Source organism: Opitutus sp. GAS368 (genome assembly GCF_900104925.1).
In the GTDB taxonomy this organism is placed as follows: Bacteria; Verrucomicrobiota; Verrucomicrobiia; order Opitutales; family Opitutaceae; genus Lacunisphaera.
Genome location: NZ_LT629735.1, coordinates 1,040,174 through 1,060,895 on the forward strand (window position 1 = coordinate 1,040,174; position 20,722 = coordinate 1,060,895).

20 protein-coding genes are annotated in these 20,722 nt (G+C 67.4%); 12 read left to right on the top strand and 8 right to left on the bottom strand.

The window, feature by feature from the left end; translation table 11 throughout:
* Positions 1 to 7: 7 nt before the first annotated feature.
* From BLU29_RS04490 to BLU29_RS04510, 5 genes are all read right to left on the bottom strand, one after another.
* Positions 8 to 295: a hypothetical protein gene (locus BLU29_RS04490; RefSeq protein ID WP_157693621.1), complete on the bottom strand. Its 288-nt coding sequence runs from the start codon at positions 293 to 295 to the stop codon at positions 8 to 10.
* Between the two features lie 177 nt (positions 296 to 472).
* On the bottom strand, positions 473 to 1,219 hold the full coding sequence (locus BLU29_RS04495) for an SDR family oxidoreductase (RefSeq protein ID WP_091055471.1): 747 nt from the start codon (positions 1,217 to 1,219) through the stop codon (positions 473 to 475).
* Positions 1,212 to 1,586: a GxxExxY protein gene (locus tag BLU29_RS04500; protein WP_091055472.1), complete on the bottom strand. Its 375-nt coding sequence runs from the start codon at positions 1,584 to 1,586 to the stop codon at positions 1,212 to 1,214. Before BLU29_RS04500 ends, BLU29_RS04495 begins: the two co-directional genes overlap by 8 nt.
* A gap of 49 nt (positions 1,587 to 1,635) precedes the next feature.
* A complete protein-coding gene (folE2, locus tag BLU29_RS04505; RefSeq protein ID WP_091055474.1) occupies positions 1,636 to 2,607 on the bottom strand; it encodes a GTP cyclohydrolase FolE2 in 972 nt (323 codons plus the stop codon).
* A gap of 68 nt (positions 2,608 to 2,675) precedes the next feature.
* Entirely contained in the window at positions 2,676 to 3,182 is a 507-nt protein-coding gene (locus BLU29_RS04510) for a 6-carboxytetrahydropterin synthase (RefSeq protein ID WP_091055475.1), read from the bottom strand.
* Between the two features lie 181 nt (positions 3,183 to 3,363).
* Here BLU29_RS04510 and BLU29_RS04515 point away from each other — a divergent pair, with 181 nt between their 5' ends.
* The 7 genes from BLU29_RS04515 to BLU29_RS04545 all read left to right on the top strand — a co-directional run bounded on the left by BLU29_RS04515 (position 3,364) and on the right by BLU29_RS04545 (position 14,109).
* Positions 3,364 to 4,158 carry an MBL fold metallo-hydrolase gene (locus BLU29_RS04515; protein ID WP_091055477.1) on the top strand — a complete coding sequence of 265 codons (795 nt, stop codon included), beginning with the start codon at positions 3,364 to 3,366 and terminating at the stop codon, positions 4,156 to 4,158.
* A gap of 5 nt (positions 4,159 to 4,163) precedes the next feature.
* Positions 4,164 to 5,585, top strand: a complete 1,422-nt coding sequence (pyk, locus tag BLU29_RS04520; protein WP_091055478.1) for a pyruvate kinase — start codon at positions 4,164 to 4,166, stop codon at positions 5,583 to 5,585.
* Between the two features lie 18 nt (positions 5,586 to 5,603).
* On the top strand, positions 5,604 to 6,311 hold the full coding sequence (locus BLU29_RS04525; protein ID WP_091055480.1) for a phosphatase PAP2 family protein: 708 nt from the start codon (positions 5,604 to 5,606) through the stop codon (positions 6,309 to 6,311).
* 103 nt (positions 6,312 to 6,414) lie between these two features.
* On the top strand, positions 6,415 to 6,780 hold the full coding sequence (locus BLU29_RS04530; protein WP_091055482.1) for a hypothetical protein: 366 nt from the start codon (positions 6,415 to 6,417) through the stop codon (positions 6,778 to 6,780).
* Between the two features lie 116 nt (positions 6,781 to 6,896).
* Positions 6,897 to 8,528 (top strand): efflux RND transporter periplasmic adaptor subunit, encoded by a 1,632-nt coding sequence (locus BLU29_RS04535; protein ID WP_091055484.1) that lies wholly within the window; start codon positions 6,897 to 6,899, stop codon positions 8,526 to 8,528.
* A 10-nt stretch (positions 8,529 to 8,538) separates the two neighbouring features.
* Complete coding sequence (locus BLU29_RS04540; RefSeq protein ID WP_091055486.1) at positions 8,539 to 11,784, top strand: CusA/CzcA family heavy metal efflux RND transporter; 3,246 nt, start codon at positions 8,539 to 8,541, stop codon at positions 11,782 to 11,784.
* A gap of 21 nt (positions 11,785 to 11,805) precedes the next feature.
* A complete protein-coding gene (locus BLU29_RS04545) occupies positions 11,806 to 14,109 on the top strand; it encodes a copper-translocating P-type ATPase (RefSeq protein ID WP_231962311.1) in 2,304 nt (767 codons plus the stop codon).
* Positions 14,110 to 14,184: 75 nt separating this feature from the next.
* Here the strand turns inward: BLU29_RS04545 and BLU29_RS04550 are convergent, their stop codons facing one another.
* Complete coding sequence (locus tag BLU29_RS04550) at positions 14,185 to 15,069, bottom strand: LppY/LpqO family protein (protein WP_091055487.1); 885 nt, start codon at positions 15,067 to 15,069, stop codon at positions 14,185 to 14,187.
* Positions 15,070 to 15,170: 101 nt separating this feature from the next.
* On the opposite strand from BLU29_RS04550, the gene BLU29_RS04555 reads away from it, so the two are divergent.
* A complete protein-coding gene (locus tag BLU29_RS04555; RefSeq protein WP_091055489.1) occupies positions 15,171 to 15,740 on the top strand; it encodes a class I SAM-dependent methyltransferase in 570 nt (189 codons plus the stop codon).
* A gap of 3 nt (positions 15,741 to 15,743) precedes the next feature.
* On the opposite strand, the gene BLU29_RS04560 is transcribed toward BLU29_RS04555, so the two are convergent.
* Positions 15,744 to 15,980, bottom strand: a complete 237-nt coding sequence (locus BLU29_RS04560) for a DUF1653 domain-containing protein (RefSeq protein WP_091055491.1) — start codon at positions 15,978 to 15,980, stop codon at positions 15,744 to 15,746.
* A gap of 128 nt (positions 15,981 to 16,108) precedes the next feature.
* On the opposite strand from BLU29_RS04560, the gene chrA reads away from it, so the two are divergent.
* From chrA to BLU29_RS04575, 3 genes are all read left to right on the top strand, one after another.
* Positions 16,109 to 17,437, top strand: a complete 1,329-nt coding sequence (chrA, locus tag BLU29_RS04565; RefSeq protein ID WP_091055493.1) for a chromate efflux transporter — start codon at positions 16,109 to 16,111, stop codon at positions 17,435 to 17,437.
* Between the two features lie 144 nt (positions 17,438 to 17,581).
* Positions 17,582 to 17,959: a helix-turn-helix transcriptional regulator gene (locus BLU29_RS04570; protein ID WP_091055494.1), complete on the top strand. Its 378-nt coding sequence runs from the start codon at positions 17,582 to 17,584 to the stop codon at positions 17,957 to 17,959.
* Entirely contained in the window at positions 17,956 to 19,266 is a 1,311-nt protein-coding gene (locus tag BLU29_RS04575; RefSeq protein WP_091055496.1) for a HipA domain-containing protein, read from the top strand. The genes BLU29_RS04570 and BLU29_RS04575 overlap by 4 nt, the downstream gene beginning before the upstream one ends.
* A gap of 101 nt (positions 19,267 to 19,367) precedes the next feature.
* Here BLU29_RS04575 and BLU29_RS04580 read toward each other — a convergent pair whose 3' ends face one another.
* A complete protein-coding gene (locus tag BLU29_RS04580) occupies positions 19,368 to 19,856 on the bottom strand; it encodes a hypothetical protein (RefSeq protein ID WP_091055497.1) in 489 nt (162 codons plus the stop codon).
* Positions 19,857 to 19,939: 83 nt separating this feature from the next.
* On the opposite strand from BLU29_RS04580, the gene BLU29_RS04585 reads away from it, so the two are divergent.
* Positions 19,940 to 20,440, top strand: a complete 501-nt coding sequence (locus tag BLU29_RS04585; protein ID WP_091055499.1) for a UPF0158 family protein — start codon at positions 19,940 to 19,942, stop codon at positions 20,438 to 20,440.
* Positions 20,441 to 20,722 lie beyond the last annotated feature (282 nt).

A 20,722-nucleotide genomic window follows, 5' to 3' on the forward strand; every position in this document is an offset into this window, starting at 1 on the left:
CCGGACCTCACGCCGCGCCGCGCTCGTGCTCGTCGGCGAGGGACGACTCCAGTCCCTCGTAGAAGTCCAGCGCCGGCCGCCAGGCGAGCACATGCACCACGAAGGGCCGCATCTCGAGGAGCCAGAGATAGACCGTGCCAATGCCGCCGTTGACCCAGCCCATGCACTGGAGCCAGAGCGCACTGGTGTTCGCCCCGTCGAGACTGTCGGGCGGGAACTGGGCCGGTGACACCAGCGGCAGCAGGTGCAACACCCCACCCAGCAGCAGGAAGCCGTAAGCGTGCAAGGTTGTCATGACGCTAGCGACAGCCCGGCCGGACGGCGGGTGCGGTCCCGGAATTTTTTCCGCGGGAAAAATCTTCCCCGCGGAACTTTTTCGCTCCCCGCCTGTAGCCCGGGTGGAACGCGCTGACCTCGGCGCGTTTTCCCAGGGCGCGAATCCATCAGCGCCTTGGGGTCAAGGCGCTCCACCTCACAGGTCGCCCAGCTGCGGCCGGAGGACGATCTCCTCGACCACCGTCCGGCGGCTGAGGCGGTAAACATCCAGGATCGCCCGCGCGATGTCCTCGGCCGGCATGATGCGCTGCGGCTTCACGCCGGACTTGCTCCACGACGGCGACCAGGTCGCACCGGGATGCACGCAGCACACGCGGACGCCCGCGTCCTTCGTTTCGGCGCGCAGCACCTTGGCGAGGCCGGTCACACCGAATTTCGCGGCGCAATACGCCGCCGCCTGCGGGTAGGCGCCGAGCCCCGCGATCGAGCTCATGAAAAACACGTCGCCACGCTTTCGCTTCGTCATCGCGGGCAGGAAAGCCTGGGTAACCAGGAACGCGCTGCGCAGGTTGGTGGCGATCATGTCGTCGAACGCGGCCGCGCTCGTCTTCGCGAACGGCGCCATGGTGAACGCCCCGGCGTTGTTGATGAGCACGTCCACCGGGCCGAAATGCTTGCCCACGGCGCGGGCCATCGCGGCGACGGCCTTCTCCTTGGTCACGTCGCAGGGAAAGAGTTCCACCTCGGCCCCGAGCTTGAGGCACTCGCGCGCGGTGGCGCGGAGATTTTGCTCGTTGCGCGCCACGAGTGCCAGCCGGGCGCCGGGCAGCTCGGCGGCGAACACCTGCGCGATGGCCGCGCCGATACCCTGCGAGGCGCCGGTGATGAGAATGACGGGTTCGAAATTTCCCGCGGATAGCGCGGATAGACGCGGATTAGTCATGGGATTCCCGGACAATACGTTTCCAATCGAGTTTGGCGTGCTTAAAATTCAGCAACAGGGCCAGCTTAAGCTTGGTGATGGCCAGATAGCCAATCATCTGACGCGTGTGGGTTTCATTGAATGCCTCAACCACCTTGGGGTCCGCTATGACCAAGCCGTCGACCATGGTGTCAGGAATCAGGTTACCAATCAGTTCGCCTGAGTAATGCACGGGAAATGATTTCTGCTGGTCCACGGCATGTCCTCGTTTTCGCAATTCGATAACCAATGCGCGCTCGTAAAGCTTCTCGTCCAAGCCCGGCCCCAGCTCATTGAGCACCGCCATGGCAGCACCGATGATTTCCCCACTGAGTTTTTCGTGAATCATCGGCTTCCTTATCCGCGTTAATCCGCGTCATCCGCGGAGAATTCCTACCTCAGCACAGCAGCGAGCCGAAGTCCATGAAGTCGGCGGTGAAGCCGCCCTTCACGCCCTTGCAGATGACGCTGACCGCATCGTGCGAGTGCAACGACTCGAGGTGCGAGCAGGCGATGCGGAAGTCGGCGATGCGCTGGTCGGCGTCGAACTCCTTGTAGAGCAGCCGCGCGGCGTCCTCGACGAACTTCAGGTAGGCGCCGTTGAGCTCGGCGAAGGCCTGCTCATCCTCGCGCTTCACCATGACCTGCGTCTCGGTCTGGAGCGCCTTGAGGCAGAGGGCGTGAACGTCCTCGATCCAGATCTTCCTGCCCTCGACCTCCTCCAGGGTGATGCGGGCCTTGCTGCGCTGCGAGTGCGGCACGCCGTAGGCGCCGCGCTGAGCGCGGGCGTGCTCGGTCAGCTCCGCGGAGCACGGGCAGGCCGACGAGTAGACGAAGTCGAAGTGGATGAAGCGGCGGTAGCGGCCGTCGCGTGTCATCACGCCCTCGAACGCCACGGAGTAGAACTGGTAGCCTGCGAGATTCGTGCGCAGGCTCGGCCGCAGCATCGGGTAGGAGAAGGCGATCTTCAGGCGCGCGTCCTTTGTCTCCACCTTGCGCAGGTAGGCCTTGAGGATCTTGCCCATCCACTCGCCGGTGGTGACCTCGTCCTTGTGCTCGTAGAAGGTCCGCATGATGCGGCTCATGTTGATGCCCTTCAGCTCGGCCTCGAGCGACACGGTGCCGGTGACGCTGGTCTCGAGCGTGAGGACCTTGCCGGCCTTGGTGCGGTATTTGAGCGGCAGCTTGAAGTTGTGGATGCCGACCTGCTGGATTGGCACGTGCGCGCCCTGGATGGCCTCGTGGGCGACCTCCATCATGTCGGGCAACGTGGCGCGGTAAGCGGCGGTGGGCTTGAATTTCCGGTCGTAACCGCGCTGGATCGGCGGTTCCTGCCCGCCGCTGGAGCGGTGGAGATACATTTGTTTCATGGCGTGGGGGGCGGGTCGTTCCTGATCGTTCTCGTTCCTCGTAATCTTAATCGTTCTCCTGTTTCCGGTTATGACCCAGGCCGATTACGAGAAGGATTAGGAGAACGATCGGCGGCGGAATCATCTCCGCCGAAGTATTCGGCGAAGTTGCGCGGGGTTTCGTAGAGGCGCACGCAGTGGAGCGCGGCCGGGGACTTGATATGCGGCGCGAGCTGGCGCCAGAACGCGATCACGAGGTTCTCGGTGGACGGGATGATGCCGCGGAGAAAATCCACGCCGCCGTTGAGGCTGCGGTGGTCGCACTTGTCCGCCACGGCGCGGTTCATGACGTCCTTCAGCCAGCCGAGGTCGGCCACGTAGCCGGTCACCGGGTCGGGCCGGCCGCGCACGGTGACCTCGAGCACGTAGTTGTGGCCGTGCAACTCGTTGCAAGGACCGTATTGCTTCCGGTTCCAAGCCGCGCTCTGCCGCGGGTTGTGCAGCCGGTGTGCCGAGTTGAAATGCACCTGCCGGGTGATGAACACCTCGCCCGCGGACGACGCGGTGGTTTTGCGACTGGAGGCCTGCTTCGGCATGGAGGGTCAAGGCAAGCCAGTTTCCGGCGCGCGTCAACCCCTCCGACGCCCGGTTCCAGAGCGCCGGAGTGTCGCGCCGAAGCTCCGCGGGGCGGAGCGAAGGCGGACCACCCGTTTCTCCACGGCATAGGGCAAATTAACCGTTGCCCGCGCCACCCCGGCGGGCGTTCAATCGGGCGAAATGGCCATGCGGTTCAGCATCCTCGGCAGCGGCAGCGCCGGCAACTCCGCGCTGCTCCAGACGGACAACACCCGCGTGCTGGTCGACGCCGGTTTCTCCGCCCGGCGGCTGGCCGAGCTGCTGGCCGAACATGACGAGAAACTCGAGCGCATCGACGCCATCTTCCTGACCCACGAGCACAGCGACCACGCAGCGGGCCTCACCGGCCTGGCCCGCTTCCCGGGCATCAAGGTCTTTGCCAACCGCGCCACCGCCTCGGCCCTGCAGGCCGGCCTCAAGCACCGCGTGGACTGGCAGCTGTTCGAGACGGGCGGCACCTTCCGCTTCCGCGACCTCGAGGTCAGCAGCTTCGCCGTGCCGCACGACGCCCAGGACCCGGTGGGCTTTCTCATCGCCCACGGCGAGGACGACCTGCTCTCACCGCGCCGGAGCCTGGCCTGGCTGACCGATCTCGGCCACGCCCCCGCCCACGTGCGCGAACGCATCCGCGAGGCCGACGTGCTCGTCGTCGAGGCCAACCACTGCCCGCTGATGCTCGAGGCCGACACCAAGCGCCCGTGGTCCACCAAGCAGCGCATCAGCGGCCGGCACGGCCATCTTTCCAACACCGCGGCCCGGGAACTGCTCGAAAGCGTCGCCAGCCCGCGCTGGCGCCACGTGTTTCTCACCCATCTCTCCCGCGACTGCAACTCGCCCGCCGCCGTCGCCGCCGCCTGCGGCGCCGTGCTGACCGCGCGCGCCTGCGGCTTCTCCGTCGTCGCCCCCGGCGCCGGCACCCCCTTCTTCGACTGCTGACCACCATGGCCGCCAAGCTCCGCCGCACCAAGATCATCGCCACCCTCGGGCCCGCCACCGAGAGCGAGGAGATGCTCGTCAAGCTCATCACCGCCGGCGTGGACGTCGTCCGCCTCAACATGGCGCACGCCAAGCACGACTGGACGCGCCTGATCATCCGCCGCATCCGCGCCGCCTCCAAGACGGCCGGCCGCGAGGTCGCGATCATGATGGACATCAAGGGCCCGGAGATCCGCACCGGCGACCTGGAGGTGCCCATCGAACTCAAGCCCGGCGAGATTTTTGATTTCACCGTCAAGCCCGGCGGCGAGCGCGACGCCGAGATCCGCTCCGTCGACGTCAACTACCGTGACCTCGTCAACGACATCAAGGTCGGCGACACCGTGCTGGTGGACAGCGGCCTCATCCGCCTGGAGGTGCTCTCCAAGGACGACGCCCATATCCGCTGCCGCGTGCTCACGCCCGGCTCCCTCACCTCGCGCCGCCACATCAACCTGCCGGGCGTGAAGGTCAACCTGCCCTCCTTCACCCTGAAGGACCGCGGCGACACGCTCGTCGGCATCGAGGAGGGCATCGACTTCGTCGCGCTGTCGTTCGTGCGCGAGGCCACCGACGTCGAGCTGCTGCGCCTGTTCCTCAAGGAAAACAATTCCCGCGCCCGCATCATCGCCAAGATCGAGGACCAGTCCGCCATCGACAACCTCGACGACATCATCCGCGCCACCGACGTCCTGATGGTCGCGCGCGGCGACCTCGGCATCGAGGTTCCCCTGCAGGAGCTGCCGGTCATCCAGCGTCGCGCCGTGCGCCTCTGCCTCTCCATCGGCCGGCCGGTCATCATCGCCACCCACATGCTCGAGTCGATGATCGGGCAGCCCATGCCCAGCCGGGCCGAGATCACCGACGTGGCCAACGCCGTCTACGAGCAGGCCGACTGCGTGATGCTCTCCGGCGAAACCACCATCGGCAAATACCCGCTCGAGTGCGTGTCGATCCTCGACACCATCGCCCGGCGCGTCGAGGAGGAGCAGGCCGCCGACTTCCCCGAGCCCGCCGTGTTCATCCAGGAACGCATGAAGGTCTTCCGCGCCGCCGTCGTGCTCGCCAACGAGTTCCCGCGCTCGCTCATGCTCGTGTTCACCCGCCACGGCACGAACGCCGCCGGCATCGCCGCGCACCGCCCGCCGCGCGCGCCCATCCTCGCCGTCACCGACTCGCCCGAGACCCTGCGTCACCTGAAGATCGTGCGCTCCGTCGAGCCCTTCCTGCTCACACCCTTCGGCGACCCCGAGGCCACCATCGAGCGCGCCACCGCCGCGCTGCTCAAGCTCGGCCGCATCACGCCGGGCGACAAGCTTGTCATCGTCTCGGACGTGCAGGCCAAGGATCGCCGGATTGACAGCATCCAGCTCCGCACGGTGGAATAGTGCCCGGTCACCTCTCGCATGAAACTCACCACCCGCCTGCTGGTGGCGCTGGCGTTCGTCCTCGCCGCCCGCGCCGCCGATCCCGCCGCCCCGGAATATTTCAACGCCGCTGGTTTTGACTGGCGCGCCGTGGTCTCACCCCCGCCGGCCGACGATTCCGTCGCCGGCCGCGCCGACCAGGAAATGGTCGTCCAGCTCGATCTGCACCGCACGCCGGAGCAAGTGGTGCTGGCGAAACACTACGAGAAGTCGCTCGACGAGTTTACCTTCATGGCCCCGGTGCTGGGCGAGTGGTGCACGGCGGAAGCCCTGCCGCGCACGCGCGCCTTCTTCCGGCAGGCCAACGCCGAAACCCGGCCCGTGATCGACGCCGCCAAGACCGCGTGGAACCGGCCCCGGCCCTACATCTTCAACCCCGACCTGCATCCGGCCGTCGAGAAGCCGAACAACGCCTCCTATCCCAGCGGCCATGCCTACACCTCGTCGTGGATGGCCGCGCTGCTCAGCGCGACCCTGCCCGAATTCGCCCACGACTGGGAGCGGCAGGCGGCGCTCATCCGCTGGAGCCGGCTCGTCGGCGGCGCCCACTACCCCGCGGACGTCACCGCGGGCAAAATTCTCGGCGAAGCCGTCGCGCGCGATCTGCTCAAATCGCCGAAGCTGCAACACGACCTTGAGGAGGTCCGGGCCGAGCTTCGGGCGCACCTGCATAAAAAAGCGGCCTGAACCGGCCGTGCCCGCGCATTTATTGGCCATTCCGGAGCAGGTTTTGGTATAAAGGGAATATTCGTTTGCACCGCCGCCTCCGACGTCTATCAGTCCTTCCGGCATGAAACGCCTCGTCTGGCTCCTCCTCCTGGCCTTCGGCACAGCGCTCGCGCAGGTGTCGCCGGTGGAGTTGCCCCGGACGAAGGATGCGACCTGTGGTTGCTGCGACCTGCCGGGCGCGTGCGGCATGCCGGATTGCGCCCCGCCGCCGCTGTCCGCCCGGCCGGTTTACCAGCTGCAAAGCCCGGCCCAGGTTGTCCGCGTCGCCGTCAGGCGTGCCGCGCCGGCGCCCACCGTTATCCGCGAGAAATTTTATGTGCAGTTCCTGCCCCGCGTCAGCTCCGTCCCGGCCTTGCCGGTGATGCTGGCGGTGGCCCCTGCTGCGGGTGTGCCCCTGTTCCGGGAACACTGCAGTCTGTTGCTCTGAGCCCGGGCTGATTGGGTCCGCGCGTTGCCGCGGACCCGCCCTCGTTACCGGTCCCGCCGTGTTGCGGTGTGTCCGCGTAAGAATATCCGCCCACGTCCGCCTTCCTCCTGCCTGCCATGAAAACTTTCCTTCTCTTCCTCTCTCTCTTCGCCGCCGCCGTCCTGACCGCGGCGCCGGCCGCCGTTTACCAGTGCGCCATGCATCCGTGGATCAAGTCCGACAAGCCGGGTGACAAGTGCACCATCTGCGGCATGGCCCTCGTCGCCGTGCCGGCGGGCGACACGGCCGCGGCGGCCGATCCCAATCTCGTCACCCTCACGCCGGCCGCCGCCAGTGTCGTCGGGGTGCAGACCGCGGAGGTGCGCCGCGCCCCGCTCGTGCGCACCCTGCGCATCACCGGCATGGTGGACGACGACGACACGCGCCACCGCATCCTCGCCGCCCGCGTGCCGGGCCGGGTCGAGAAGCTGTTCGTCAATTACGTCGGCGCCGAGGTCCGGGCCGGCGAACCGCTCGCCACGGTCTACAGCCCCGAGATGCTCACGGCCCAGCGCCAATATGTTGAGCGGCTCCGGGCCGGCAACAACGCGTTCACCGTCTCCGAGCGCGCCACGGCCCGTGAACGCATCCTGGATCTGGGCCTGACCGAGGAGGAGGTCGACATTCTCGAGCACACGCGTGAGCCCACCGCGATGGTCAACATCCGCGCTCCGATGTCCGGCACGGTCGTGGCCCGCCATGTTTACGAGGGCCAGGAACTTAACAAGGACCAGTCGGAAAAGGAAACCCGGCTCTTCGAAATCGCCGACTTTTCCTCCATGTGGTTCGTCTTCGATGCCTACGAGCCCGACCTCGCGTGGTTGCGCCCCGGCCAGCCGGTCGAGGTTTCCACGGCCTCCCTGGCCGGGCGCACGCTGACCGCCCCCATCGCCTTCATCGATCCCACCCTGAACGAAATGACCCGGACCGCCAAGGTGCGCGTGGTCCTGGCCAATCACGACCATGCGCTCTTCCACAAGCAGACGGCCACCGGGCGGGTCCGGCTCGAGGTGGCCGATGTGCTGATCGCCCCGCGCAGCGCCGTCCTCCAGCATGGCGGCGAACCGGTGGTCTTCCTCCAGCAGGCCGACCGGGCTTACCTCGCCCGGCGCGTCTCGCTCGGTCGCATTGGCGACAACGACGTCGAGATCCTGGCCGGCCTGCACGAGGGCGACCATGTCGTGACCGAGGGCGGGCTGCTCCTCGACGGTCAGGCCCAGCTCGCCCGCGCGGCCATCACGGGCGACGATCCGGCGCACAATCACGCCGCACCGTCGCCCGCCCCGGTGGTATCCAAGCCAGCTGACACGGGCTATGCGGAGCTCAAGGCGCTTGCGCTCGCGGCCGCCGATGCCGCCGCCGCGCTCGCAGCGGAAGACTTCAGCGCCTACCAGCAGCAACGACCGGCCCTGCGCGCCGCCCTGTCGGCTTACCTCACCGTGGCCGCCAACAGCCCCCTGGCGCAATATGCCGACACCCTCCGCGACCGGCCCGACCTGCGCACCGCCCGCCGGGACTTCGAGCCGTTCAGCACGACCCTGGCCGACGTCGCCCGCGAGCAACACCTGCACCACCGCGAGGGTCTGCATGTCTTCCAATGCCCGATGGCGCCCGTGCTCGGCACCGGCCGCTGGCTCAGCCGGACTCCTGACGTGAAAAACCCCTTCTTCGGCTCCGCGATGCTGACGTGCGGCGAAGAACTCAACTGAGTCCCCAGCCATGATCAACCACATCATCCGCTGGTCGCTGCACAACCGGTTCATCGTGCTGAGCGCGTTCGTCGCGCTCTGCGCGTGGGGCGTGGTCGCCTTGCAGCGCGTGCCCATCGACGCCATCCCCGACCTGTCGGAAAACCAGGTCATCGTCTACGCCGACTGGCCGGGCCGCAGCCCGCAGGAGGTCGAGGACCAGGTCACCTACCCACTGAGCTCCGCCCTGCAGGGCCTGGCCGGCGTGAAAACCGTCCGCGCCACCTCGATGTTCGGCTTCTCGTTCCTCACCGTCATCTTTGAGGACAAGATCGACCCCTACTTCGCCCGCACCCGCGTGCTCGAGCGGCTCAACTCCCTCGGCGCCCTGCTGCCTGCCGAGGTCGCCGCCAAGCTCGGGCCCGACGCCACCGGCCTCGGCTGGGTCTACCAATATTACCTGAAGGACGAGTCCGGCACGCAGGACCTCGGCTCGCTCCGCGCGCTGCAGGACACCTTTATCCACCACCAGCTCGCGGCCGTGCCGGGCGTGGCCGAGATTGCCGGCGTCGGCGGCTTCGTCCGCCAGTGGCAGGTCGAGGTGTCCGCCCTCAAGCTCCGGCAATACGGCGTCACGCTCGGCGAGGTGATGGACGCCGTCGCCCGGAGCAACCGCAATGTCGGCGGCAAGACCATCGAGGAGAACGGCGCCGAATATATCGTGCGCGGCCTCGGCCTCGTGCACAGCGCCGCCGACCTCGAGTCCATCGTGCTCCAGCCGCGTGGCGGCACGCCGCTTTACGTGCGCGACGTCGCCACGGTCCGCATCGGCGGCGATTTCCGCCGCGGCGCGCTCGACGTCAACGGCCGCGAGGTCGTCGGCGGCATCGTGGTCATGCGCTACGGCGAGAACGCCTGGTCGGTCATCTCGGCCGTAAAGGCCCGCATCGCGGCCTTCACCCCGGGTCTGCCCAAGGGCGTGACCGTCGAGCCGTTCTACGATCGCAGCGATCTGATCGGCCGCGCCATCGACACGCTGAAGCACGCGCTCACCGAGGAGATCATCCTCGTGACGCTCGCGCACATCGTGTTCCTGTTTCACTTCCGCAGCATCCTGATCGTCACGCTGCCGCTGCCGGCCTCCATCCTGATCTCGTTCATCCTGATGGACCGGTTCGGCATCCCGTCGCACATCATGTCGCTCACCGGCATCGCCATCTCGATCGGCGTGCTGGTGGACGCCGGCATCGTGATGACGGAAAATGTCATCCGCCACTGCGAGCGCGCCCTCGAGGCCAAGGTAGGGGCCGTTGCCCCCAACGGCCCAAGGGCGCTTGAGGGCAAGCGCCCCTACCCCGAACTCACCGCGAAGGAGGTCTTCGACCTCACCCTGGAGGCCGCCACCCAGGTCGGCCGGCCGATGTTTTTCTCGATGATGGTCATCATCCTCGCCTTCGTGCCGGTGTTCCTGCTCACCGGGCAGGAGGGCAAGCTGTTCCATCCCCTCGCCTACACCAAATCCTTCGCGCTGATCGGCGCCGTGCTGCTGGCGGTCACCGCCGTGCCCGTGTTCTGCACCATCCTCGTGCGCGGACCGTTCAAGCCTGAGAGCGAGAACTGGCTCATGAAGTCCCTGCTGCGGATCTACGACCCCGTGCTCAACTGGGCGCTGGGCCACCGCCGGACCGTGCTCGGCCTGGCCGCGTCGCTGCTCGCCGTGTCGGCCGTCATCGCCTTCGGCCTGCCGCGCGCCATCAACAACCGCCTGCCTGCGTCGATCGCCCGCCATACGTCGGGCTTCGGCAGTGAGTTCATGCCGACGCTGGAGGAGGGTTCGCTGCTCTTCATGCCCGTGCTGCTGCCGGCCACCTCGCTGACCGAGGTGCAGCGCATCATGAGCTGGCAGGACAAGGTCATCAGCCAGACACCCGAGGTCGCATCCGTCGGCGGCAAGCTCGGCCGCTCCGACTCCGCCACCGACCCGGCGCCGGTCGAGATGATCGAGACCACCATCATGCTGAAACCCACCAATCAGTGGCGCCCGGGCATGACCAAGGCAAAGATCATTGAGGAACTCTCCGCCAAGCTCATGAACGTCCCCGGCTACGTGCCGGGCTTCCTCCAGCCGATCGAGAACCGCATTTTGATGACGAGCACCGGCATCCGGGCGCAGGTCGGCGTGAAGATCTTCGGCGACAACCTCGACGCGCTCCAGGCCAAGGCCTTCGAGGTCCAGCGCATCATCGAGCAGATCCAGGGCGCCACCGGCGTCGCGCCGTCACGCGTGCTGGGCAAGCCCTACCTCGAGATCGCCGTGCGCCGCCCCGACCTCGGTCGTTACGGCCTGCGCGTCGAGGACGTCCTCAGCTACGTCGAAGCCGGCCTCGGCGGCACAACCGTCGGCACCACCCTCAAGGGCCGCGAACGCTGGCCGCTGTCGGTGCGCCTCGAGGCGGCGGACCGCGCCGATCTCGACCGCATCGGCGAACTGCCCCTGACCACGCCATCCGGCGCCGTCGTGCAGCTGCGCCAGGTGGCCGACATCAAACGCGTCGTCGGCCCGAGCGAAATCCAGAGCGAAAACGGCCGCCTGCGCGTCTTCGTGCAGGCCAACGTCGGCGACCGCGATCTCGGCGGCTTCGTCGACGAGATCAAGGCGCGCGTCAGCCGGGATGTGACGCTCGATCCGGGCATGACCGTGGAATATTCCGGTCAATACGAGCAGCAGATCCGTGCCCGGCAGACGCTGCTCTACGTTTTCCCCGCCGTGATCCTGATCATCTTCGTGCTGCTCGTGATGACCTTCCGGTCGATCCCGGAGGCCGCGCATGTGCTGCTCGCCGTGCCGTTCGCCCTCACCGGCGGCGTGCTGCTGCAGGCCGCGCTCGGCTTCAACTTCAGCGTGGCGGTCTGGGTCGGCTACATCGCCCTCTTCGGCACCGCCATCCAGACGGGCGTTATCATGGTCGTCTACCTGGAGGAGGCCGTGGCGAAGAAACGCGCCGAACTCGGCGGCCGGCTGACGCACGCCGCGCTCATCGCCGCCATCAAGGAAGGCGCCCGCCTCCGCCTGCGCCCCAAGGTCATGACGGTCGCCACCACGGTGGCCTCGCTCCTGCCCATCTTCTGGAGCCAGCGCACCGGCGTGGAGATCATGCAGCCGCTGGCGGCCCCGGTCATCGGCGGCATGCTCTCCAGCCTCGTCCACATCCTCGTCGTCACGCCCGTCATTTTCGCGTGGCTCCGGGAACGCGAGGTCACCACCCCCGCCATTTAGGGTCATCCGTAGTCACATCCGATGAAATCTTCACCCTCGCACCCACCCGGCGAACACCCGCATCACCACGACCCCGGCGTTCAGCCGGCTAAGGACGCGAAATACTACTGCCCGATGTGCGAGGGCGTGGTTGCGGACCAGCCCGGCGACTGCCCCAAGTGCGGCATGGCCCTCGAGCGGAACCCCGCCTGGGTCGCACCCGCCGCGGACAGGACGATCTACACCTGCCCGATGCATCCGCAGATCGAGCAGGATCACCCCGGCGCGTGCCCGATCTGCGGCATGGCCCTGGAACCGAAAACCGCGACCGCGGAAGATGCGGCGGAGGAGAATGCCGAGCTGCGCGACATGACGCGCCGGCTCTGGATCGGCACGGCCCTGGCCCTGCCGGTTTTCCTGCTCGCGATGGTCCACCTGATTCCGGCTTACAGCCATCTGGCCAGCGGCCCGCTCAGCCGTTGGGCGCAGCTCCTCCTCTCCACCCCCGTCGTGCTCTGGGCCGGCTGGCCGTTCTTCGTGCGCGGGGCCAGGTCCCTGCGCTCGGGCTACTGGAACATGTTTACCCTGATCGCGCTCGGTGTCGGCGCCGCCTGGCTCTACAGCCTCGTCGCGTTCTTCCTGCCCGGGTGGTTCCCGGCCAACATGCAAGGCCACGGCGGGGTGGATCTCTATTTCGAGGCCGCGGCCGTCATCATCGTGCTCGTGCTGGTTGGACAGGTGCTAGAACTCCGCGCCCGGGCCCGCACTTCGAGCGCGATCAAGGCGCTGCTGAATCTCGCCCCGCCCACGGCCATTCGCCTCGACGGTTCCGCCGAGGCAGAAATCCCCCTCGCCGAGGTACACGCCGGCGACCGGCTGCGCGTCCGGCCCGGCGCGCGCGTGCCGGTTGATGGCGTCATCGAGGAAGGCTCGTCCTCCATTGATGAGTCCATGATCACGGGCGAGTCTCTGCCGGTGGAAAAAACGCTCGGTGACCGCGTGACCGGCGGCACGGTCAACGGCACCGGCGGGTTCGTCTTCCGTGCGGACAAGGTCGGCGCCGATTCCCTGCTGGCCCGCATCGTGCACATGGTCGCCGACGCCCAGCGCAGCCGCGCGCCGATCCAAGGTCTGGTGGACCGCGTCGCCGCGATCTTCGTGCCCGCCGTGCTCGCCAGCGCCGTGCTCACCTTTCTGGTCTGGTTTTTTGCCGGCCCCGAGCCGCGGCTGGCCTATGCCATCGTCAATTCGGTCGCCGTGCTCATCATCGCCTGCCCCTGCGCCCTCGGCCTCGCCACGCCGATGTCCATCATGGTCGGGGTCGGCCGCGGCGCCCAGGAGGGCGTGCTCGTGAAGAACGCCGAGTCGCTCGAGTTGCTGGGCAAGGTCTCGTGGCTGGTCGTGGACAAGACCGGCACGCTCACCGAGGGCCGCCCGACCCTGACGGACGTGATTCCGGCGGAGGGCCTGGACGAGGCCGGCCTGCTCACCCTTGCCGCGACTGTTGAGCGCGCTTCCGAGCACCCGCTAGCCGCCGCGATCGTGCGCGGCTCCGAGGCGCGCAAGCTCACGCTGCCACTCATTTCCGATTTTCGGTCAGTCACTGCCGGAGGCGTCGCCGGCCGTGTGAACGGCCGCGCCGTGCTGGTCGGCAAGGTCAAGTTCCTCGCCGCCGAGGGTATCGAAGTGCCGGCCTCGCTCACCGCGCGGGCCGCAACGCTGCAGGCCGAGGGCAAGACCGTGCTCTTCGCCGCGGTGGACGGCCGGGCCGCCGGCCTGCTGGCCGTGGCCGATCCGATCAAGGAATCCACCCCCGAGGCCATCACCCTGCTGCATCAACTCGGCGTCAAGCTCGTCATGGCCACGGGGGACAACCGCGCGACGGCCGGCAGCGTCGCCCGGAAGCTGGGTCTCGACGAATTCGAAGCCGAGGTCGAACCCGCCGACAAGATCAAGCGGGTCAAGGCTCTCCAAGTCGGCGGCGCGCGCGTCGCCATGGCCGGCGACGGCGTCAACGACGCCCCCGCCCTCGCCGCGGCCGACGTCGGCATCGCCATGGGCACCGGCACCGACGTCGCGATGGAAAGCGCGGGTATCACCCTCGTGAAAGGCGACCTCCGCGGCATCGCCAAGGCGATCCGCCTCTCCCGCGCCACGATGGGCAACATCCGGCAGAACTTGTTCTTCGCCTTCATTTACAATGCCCTCGGCGTCCCGCTCGCCGCGGGCGTGCTCTTCCCGTCCTTCGGCCTCCTGCTCAACCCGATGATCGCGGGCCTGGCGATGGCCTTCAGCAGCGTCTCGGTCATCACCAACGCCCTACGCCTGCACCGCCTGCGACTCTGAGCATCGACCACTTTTGCGCTGCCTGGCCCGCTTCTCGCTGCAGGCCGCCGGACGTTCCGGTTCTTGGCGGCGCGGTCAGTGCGTCAGGCCGAGGGCGGTCTTGACCGCCTGCGCCAGCTGGGCGGCGGGCCCGCGGCCGTAGTAATGCAGGAAGATCATCCGGGGTGTCTCGCCGAGCATGTGGTGGTGGATGGCGGCGATGTAGACGCCGTCGTGCCGCAGCGACTTGAGCACGGCCGTGAGCTCGCTTTCCTTCACGATGAAATCGCCCATGACCACGGCATCGGCCGGAGTGCCGGCAAAGGCGGCCCAGGTGTTGACGCCCATGTCAGCCCCGACCTCGCAACCGCAGTCCATCGTCACCTCGCGGCCCCAGACCCACTTGGCCATGCCGTCCTTCACCTGGCCGGGCTGACCGAAAACCACCGCCAGCGCGGTGGTATCGATGGTGTTCTCGGCCGGCAGCATGCCGTGCCCGAAATCATGCGCGGGCACCGGGGACGACGCCCGCACCGCGGCCACGGCGGCCAGCGTGGTCTTCACGCCGCCGGCGAGCGTCTCGACCGGGCCGTCGCCGCCGATGTGCATGTAATAGACCTTCGGCGAATCGAAGAGAAAGTGGTTGTGCAGCGCCGTGACCTCCAGGCCCGCGCCCAAGGCCGCACTCAGCGCCGGATTGACCTCGTCCTCCTGCAGCACGAGGTCGCCCATCACCATCGCCTCGGCCTTCCCGCCGGCCTTGAAGGCCGCCCACGAGGTGAAGCCCATGAACGGCGCCAGCGCCCGGCCCTCCACCTTGGCGCCGATGTCGCCGCGCGGATAGGTGACCTTGAAGACATCCTTGGCCGGGTTGAACGAGCCCTTCAGGCCGGTGAGCTGCTCGATGCGGGCACTGTCCAAGGGCGCGGCCGCGGCGGTTGCAACCAGCAGGGCGAAACACAGAAAGAAGCGTGAGTACATGCCCCGAAGCTAGCCCGCTTCCCGCCCGCATGCAATCCCGCTGTCTTGTTAACCGGCGCTTGCCAGCGAACCGGCCCTGCCCAGTTTCACTGCTTCAACTGATGAAACTTCGCGAAAGCGGCATGCCGCCGCAGGATTTCTGGGAAACGCTGTTCGATGTGCCGCGCATCCTCGACGCGTTCGGTTTTGGCCCGGACACCGCCGAGGTGGTGGAACTCGGCTGCGGTTATGGCACGTTCACCCTGCCGCTGGCCCGGCGCATCGGCGGCACCGTGCACACGCTTGATATCGACGCCGCCATGGTGGCCCTCACCGCCCAACGAGCCGCCGAAGCCGGACTGGCCAACATCAAGGCGGTAACTCGCGATGTGCTGGCCGCCGGCTTTGGCCGACCCGCGGGCTCATGCGCGGCCGCGCTTCTGTTCAACATCCTGCACGCCGAGGAACCCGTCGCCCTGCTGCGCGCCGCCCGCGAGGTGGTGCGGCCCGGTGGTCTCGTGGCCGTCATTCACTGGCGCAGCGATATTCCCACCCCTCGGGGCCCGTCCCTCGACATCCGGCCCCACCCGGAAAAGATCACGGCATGGGCGCCTGAAGCGGGGCTCGCGGTTGAGGGCACCAGCTTCGATCTGCCGCCCTGGCATTTCGGCCTGAAGCTTCGTCGGGCCTGATTGTCAGTCCCCGACCCGCGCGAACCGCGGCAGGCGCCTGCCGCCCACTTCCACCGTCTCGGTGAACATCGCCGCCGGGCGGACGAAGAGCCCGCCGTCGCCATAGAGTGCCTCGTAGACCACGAGCCACTCGCGCGTCTCGCTGTGCAGCGCCAGGCCGACCACGCGATACGGGTTGTCCTTGTAGTGGCGGTAAAGCCCGGGCCGGGGCTCGGCGGGCTTGGGCGGGGCGTCTCGCATCCCTCCAGCACAGGCCAAATCCCCGGGGATGCCAAGCCCGTCAGCGCCTGATTTCAGCGGAAAGTGACTGGGCCGGATTCCGCCGCGGTTGACGCTCCGCAGGGCGCCGCGTAGTTCTCCGCAGCCGCATGTCCGAAATACCCGCCGCACCCGCTGTCCACCCGAGCTTCAAGGAAGCCCTGTGCTTCTGGCTGAAGCTCGGCTTCATCAGCTTCGGCGGGCCGACGGGCCAGATCGCCATCATGCACACCGAGCTGGTCGAGAAGAAGCGCTGGATCGGCGAGGAGCGCTTCCTGCACGCACTCAACTACTGCATGCTTTTGCCCGGCCCCGAGGCGCAGCAGCTCGCGATCTATTGCGGCTGGCTCCTCCACCGCACCTGGGGCGGCCTCGCCGCCGGCATCCTCTTCGTGCTGCCCTCGGTTTTCATCCTGTGGGGACTCAGCTTCGTCTATGTCGCCTACGGCAACCTGCCCTGGCTCGCCGCCATCTTCGCCGGGCTGAAGCCCGCCGTGCTGGCCATCGTCGCCGCGGCCGTGCTGCGCATCGGGTCGAAGGCGCTGAAGAACGCCATCATGTGGTCGCTCGCCGCGCTGGCCTTCGTCGCGATCTTCTTCTTTCACGCGCCGTTCCCCGTGATCATCATCACCGCCGCACTCATCGGCGGGCTCGGCGGACTTCGCTGGGAAAAGATCTTCAACGTCGTCAAGGGACATGGCGCGAAGTCTGCGGGCGACCGCGGCGCCGTGATCGATGACACCCACGCCGCACCGGCGCACACCAAGCCGTCCCTGCTGCGCGGCGTCCGCGTGCTGGCCGTCGGCCTCGTGCTGTGGTGGCTGCCCGTGCTGCTCGCCGGCCTCGCGACGGGCCGGTCGGGCACGCTGGTGCAGGAGAGCCTGTTCTTCAGCAAGGCCGCCCTGGTCACCTTCGGCGGCGCTTATGCCGTGCTGCCTTATGTCGCGCAACAGGCTGTGGAGAACTTCCACTGGCTGACGGCCCCGCAGATGCTCGACGGCCTCGGCCTCGCCGAGACGACCCCGGGGCCGCTGATCATGGTGCTGCAGTTCGTGGGCTTCCTCGGAGGCTGGAATCACCCGGGCGCCCTGTCGCCGCTCCTCGCGGCCACGCTCGGCGCGGCGCTGACCACCTGGGTGACCTTCGTCCCGTGTTTCATCTGGATCTTCCTCGGCGCCCCCTACCTCGAGCAGCTGCGCCACCAGACCAAGCTCACCTGCGCGCTGTCGGCCGTCACCGCTGCGGTCGTCGGTGTCGTCCTCAACCTGGCGGTCTGGTTCGGACTGCATGTGATCCTGCCGGCCGGTGGCGGGGTGGACTGGTTTGTAGCCGTGGTCGCGGTGGTCGCCTTCGTCGCCCTGCAGCGTTTCAAGGCCGGCCTCATTCCGGTCGTCCTCGCCGGCGCCGGTCTTGGCCTGTTGAAGCACCTGTTGATCTGAGCTTTGCTGCTCGCCATAAATGACGAGTTAGGGGTAAACATGACTATTATTCGTCTTATATGGCGAATAACTATATCAACGTAACTCGCCTTTAAAGGCGAACTATGTTGATTTATGGCCACGATTAGCCATATATGACGAGTTATGAAGATAACCAATCAGGCAACCGATGAAACCCTGCTGACCGAGTTGGGCGGCCGCTTGGCTGAAGCCCGGCTGGATAAAAACTTCACGCAGGCGCAGCTCGCCACAGAAGCCGGCGTTTCGAAACGTACGGTCGAGCGCCTGGAGTCGGGCCAGGCCGGCACGCAGCTCGCCGCCTTCATCCGCGTCTGCCGGGTGCTGGGCTTGGTCGAGCGCCTGGAAACCCTGATCCCCGAATCCGCGCCCAGCCCGATGACGCAGTTGAAACTGGGCGGCCGGAAACGGCGGCGCGCCTCCACCGCGTCCGCCTCGCCATCCGCCGTCAACGACCCCGCCCCTCCTCCCACCGGTGCCTGGACCTGGGGTGACAAGTCATGAGCACCATCGCCGAGGTCCGGCTCTGGGGCCGCCGCATCGGCGCCGTGTCGCTGGAGGACGGGGGCGGGCACGCGGATTTCCAGTATGACCCGGCCTTCGCGCGGAGCGGCATCGAGGTATCGCCGCTGACCATGCCGCTCGGGGATCGCGTCTACCGTTTCCCGGAACTGCCGCTCAATACCTTTCACGGTCTGCCCGGCCTGCTCGCGGACTCGCTGCCGGACAAGTTCGGGAACACGCTGATCGACGCCTGGCTCGCCGCGCAGGGCCGGACGCCGGCGAGTTTCAACGCGGTGGAGCGTCTCTGCTACACGGGCGCCCGCGGCATGGGCGCGCTGGAGTTCGCCCCGGCGGCCGGCCCGCGGGCCGCCACGGCGCACAAGATCGAGATCGACGCGCTGGTGGAGCTCGCCTCCGAGGTGCTGGCGCAGCGCGCGGACCTGAAGGCGACCTTCGCCGATCCCGAGCGGAAAGCCGCGCTCAACGACATCCTGCGCATCGGCACCTCCGCCGGCGGCGCGCGCGCCAAGGCCGTCATCGCGTGGAACGCGCAGACGAACGAGGTGCGCTCCGGCCAGGTCGCGGCCGGCCACGGTTTCGGCTGCTGGCTGCTGAAATTCGACGGCGTCTCCGGCAACCGCGACAAGGAGCTGGACGACCCCAAGGGTTACGGCGCCATCGAGTTCGCCTACTCGCTGATGGCGCGCGCGGCCGGCATCGCGATGAGCGAGTGCCGCCTCCTCGAGGAGAACGGGCGCCGGCATTTCATGACGCGCCGCTTCGACCGGCTCGAGGGCGGGCAAAAGCTGCACATGCAGTCGCTCTGCGCGCTCGCCCACTATGATTTCAACTCGGCCGGCGCCTTCGCCTACGAACAGGCCTTCCTCGCCATCCGCCAGCTGGGCCTGCCGATGGAGTCCGTCGAGGAGCAGTTCCGCCGGATGGCCTTCAACATCACCGCGCGCAACCAGGACGACCACGTGAAGAACATCGCCTTCCTCATGGACAAGGCCGGCCGCTGGTCGCTCTCCCCCGCGTTCGACGTGAGCTACAGCTACAACCCCGCCGGCGCCTGGACCGACCGCCACCAGATGACGCTCAACGGCAAGCGCGACGGCTTCACGCTGGCCGACTTCCAGGCCTGCGCGAAAACCGCCCTGATGAAACGCGGTCGCGCCGAGGCGATCCTCGGGGAGGTCCGCGCCGCCGTGACCCGCTGGCCGGAATTCGCCGAACAGGCCAAGGTCGCGGTCCCGTGGCGCGACCGGATCAACGGCCACCTGCGGCTGTCATTGCCGGACGCCTGAGACGGGATCATACGTTGAGCAAGGTGAAACGCGGCCTCCGGACGCGTTTGCTTCCCCGCCTGTCAAACCAACCCGTCCGGAGGCCGGGTTCCACCATTCGCTCACCCGCCCAGCTTCGGGAACACCCGACACGGGGAATTTCCTCCCAGGATCTTCATGGGCGTTTCCGCGAGCCAGCGCGACAGCCCGGCGGGACCGTAGTCCTGGCTTTCCAGACCGAGTTTCGCGGCGAAAACCAGTTCGTTGATGCTGCCCAGCACGGACTTTCCGGGGATCGGCGCCCATTGGATGACCGGCCTTTCGATCAGGATCCGGCGCTGGAACTGGGCTTCCAGCTCCCCGCCGCGCAGACAGGTTTGCAGGCCGCCCATCAGCCGCTCGGCCAGGCTCAGCCCGTCGGTCACACCACCGGCCATCATCACCACCGGATAAACCGACGCCGTGTTGCAGAAGAGCAGATACCGCTGTCGCGCCACCCGGAATTCATGCGCGTACCAGTCCGCCACCCGGTTGGTCACCACGGGCGCGGCGGCCGGCACCCCGATGCCCAGCCTGCGCGCCAGCATCTGCGTTGGTCTGATGGTCAGCATGATTCCGGGTTTGCGGGAAATACGATCCCGACACAATTTTTCTCCGTCCGGCGGCCCGGATTCCCTGGCCGGCGGAGCCCCCCATGATACCGACCGTCAAACTCACCGATCTGACCGATGCCCTCGACATGATTCCGGAAGAGTCGGGCGCATGGTTGGATCGGGAAACCGGCCGTGTCGTCATCGTTCATGCCGAGGTGATCAGCGCCGTCGAAAAGGCGGGCGATAACGCCGTGCCCGACCTCGCATCGGACTGGCTGGAGGACGAGCTGCCGGATGCCCGGGGAATCTGCGCCGGTGGCGGACGGTATCTCGCCCTGCCGGACAAGTTCGACTTCCACGAATACCGGCACATGGAGCATTTCATCGGCACGGTCGCGGATGCCATGGCCGCCGATCAGCTCTGGCGCGCCATCAAGGGCAAGGGCGCCTTCCGCCATTTCAAGGACACCGCCCACCGGCTCGGTTTGCTCGACGCCTGGTATCGCCACCGCGACGCAGCCCTGAACCGCTTTATGCTCGACTGGGCCACAGTCCATCAGGTGCCGGTGGATCAGACGCCCCGCAGGACCGGGCCGGATTAAGGCCCGAACCAGGCCTTGATGTGGTGGAACCTGGCCTCCGGACAGGTTTTCTTCGCACCCCCTTTCAAATCGCCCTGGCCCGCCCGACCGGCGCCCGCCTATCCGCGCAAACGTGCCGACGGAAAACTTCGTGTTGGTGGCTTAACGCCAACCCCGGGTTGCAAACAGCCCGGTCCCGGCTTTGCTATCCATTCCCTGTCCTCTTTGCGGGGCGACTGGCCCGGACAAACACCGGGCCGACAGCAGCCGGCATCGGTGCCCCGCTAACTTTAAAATCCGCTC

What these genes read in the sequence shown, in the direction of transcription:
- BLU29_RS04555 (WP_091055489.1), top strand. Translation starts at nt 15,171, where the DNA reads ATGAAACTTCGCGAAAGCGGCATGCCGCCGCAGGATTTCTGGGAAACG.
- BLU29_RS04545 (WP_231962311.1), top strand. Translation starts at nt 11,806, where the DNA reads ATGAAATCTTCACCCTCGCACCCACCCGGCGAACACCCGCATCACCAC.
- BLU29_RS04495 (WP_091055471.1), bottom strand. Translation starts at nt 1,219, where the DNA reads ATGACTAATCCGCGTCTATCCGCGCTATCCGCGGGAAATTTCGAACCC.
- BLU29_RS04500 (WP_091055472.1), bottom strand. Translation starts at nt 1,586, where the DNA reads ATGATTCACGAAAAACTCAGTGGGGAAATCATCGGTGCTGCCATGGCG.
- pyk (WP_091055478.1), top strand. Translation starts at nt 4,164, where the DNA reads ATGGCCGCCAAGCTCCGCCGCACCAAGATCATCGCCACCCTCGGGCCC.
- BLU29_RS04510 (WP_091055475.1), bottom strand. Translation starts at nt 3,182, where the DNA reads ATGCCGAAGCAGGCCTCCAGTCGCAAAACCACCGCGTCGTCCGCGGGC.
- BLU29_RS04490 (WP_157693621.1), bottom strand. Translation starts at nt 295, where the DNA reads ATGACAACCTTGCACGCTTACGGCTTCCTGCTGCTGGGTGGGGTGTTG.
- BLU29_RS04515 (WP_091055477.1), top strand. Translation starts at nt 3,364, where the DNA reads ATGGCCATGCGGTTCAGCATCCTCGGCAGCGGCAGCGCCGGCAACTCC.
- BLU29_RS04525 (WP_091055480.1), top strand. Translation starts at nt 5,604, where the DNA reads ATGAAACTCACCACCCGCCTGCTGGTGGCGCTGGCGTTCGTCCTCGCC.
- BLU29_RS04560 (WP_091055491.1), bottom strand. Translation starts at nt 15,980, where the DNA reads ATGCGAGACGCCCCGCCCAAGCCCGCCGAGCCCCGGCCCGGGCTTTAC.
- BLU29_RS04585 (WP_091055499.1), top strand. Translation starts at nt 19,940, where the DNA reads ATGATACCGACCGTCAAACTCACCGATCTGACCGATGCCCTCGACATG.
- chrA (WP_091055493.1), top strand. Translation starts at nt 16,109, where the DNA reads ATGTCCGAAATACCCGCCGCACCCGCTGTCCACCCGAGCTTCAAGGAA.
- BLU29_RS04530 (WP_091055482.1), top strand. Translation starts at nt 6,415, where the DNA reads ATGAAACGCCTCGTCTGGCTCCTCCTCCTGGCCTTCGGCACAGCGCTC.
- BLU29_RS04570 (WP_091055494.1), top strand. Translation starts at nt 17,582, where the DNA reads ATGAAGATAACCAATCAGGCAACCGATGAAACCCTGCTGACCGAGTTG.
- BLU29_RS04535 (WP_091055484.1), top strand. Translation starts at nt 6,897, where the DNA reads ATGAAAACTTTCCTTCTCTTCCTCTCTCTCTTCGCCGCCGCCGTCCTG.
- BLU29_RS04550 (WP_091055487.1), bottom strand. Translation starts at nt 15,069, where the DNA reads ATGTACTCACGCTTCTTTCTGTGTTTCGCCCTGCTGGTTGCAACCGCC.
- BLU29_RS04580 (WP_091055497.1), bottom strand. Translation starts at nt 19,856, where the DNA reads ATGCTGACCATCAGACCAACGCAGATGCTGGCGCGCAGGCTGGGCATC.
- folE2 (WP_091055474.1), bottom strand. Translation starts at nt 2,607, where the DNA reads ATGAAACAAATGTATCTCCACCGCTCCAGCGGCGGGCAGGAACCGCCG.
- BLU29_RS04575 (WP_091055496.1), top strand. Translation starts at nt 17,956, where the DNA reads ATGAGCACCATCGCCGAGGTCCGGCTCTGGGGCCGCCGCATCGGCGCC.
- BLU29_RS04540 (WP_091055486.1), top strand. Translation starts at nt 8,539, where the DNA reads ATGATCAACCACATCATCCGCTGGTCGCTGCACAACCGGTTCATCGTG.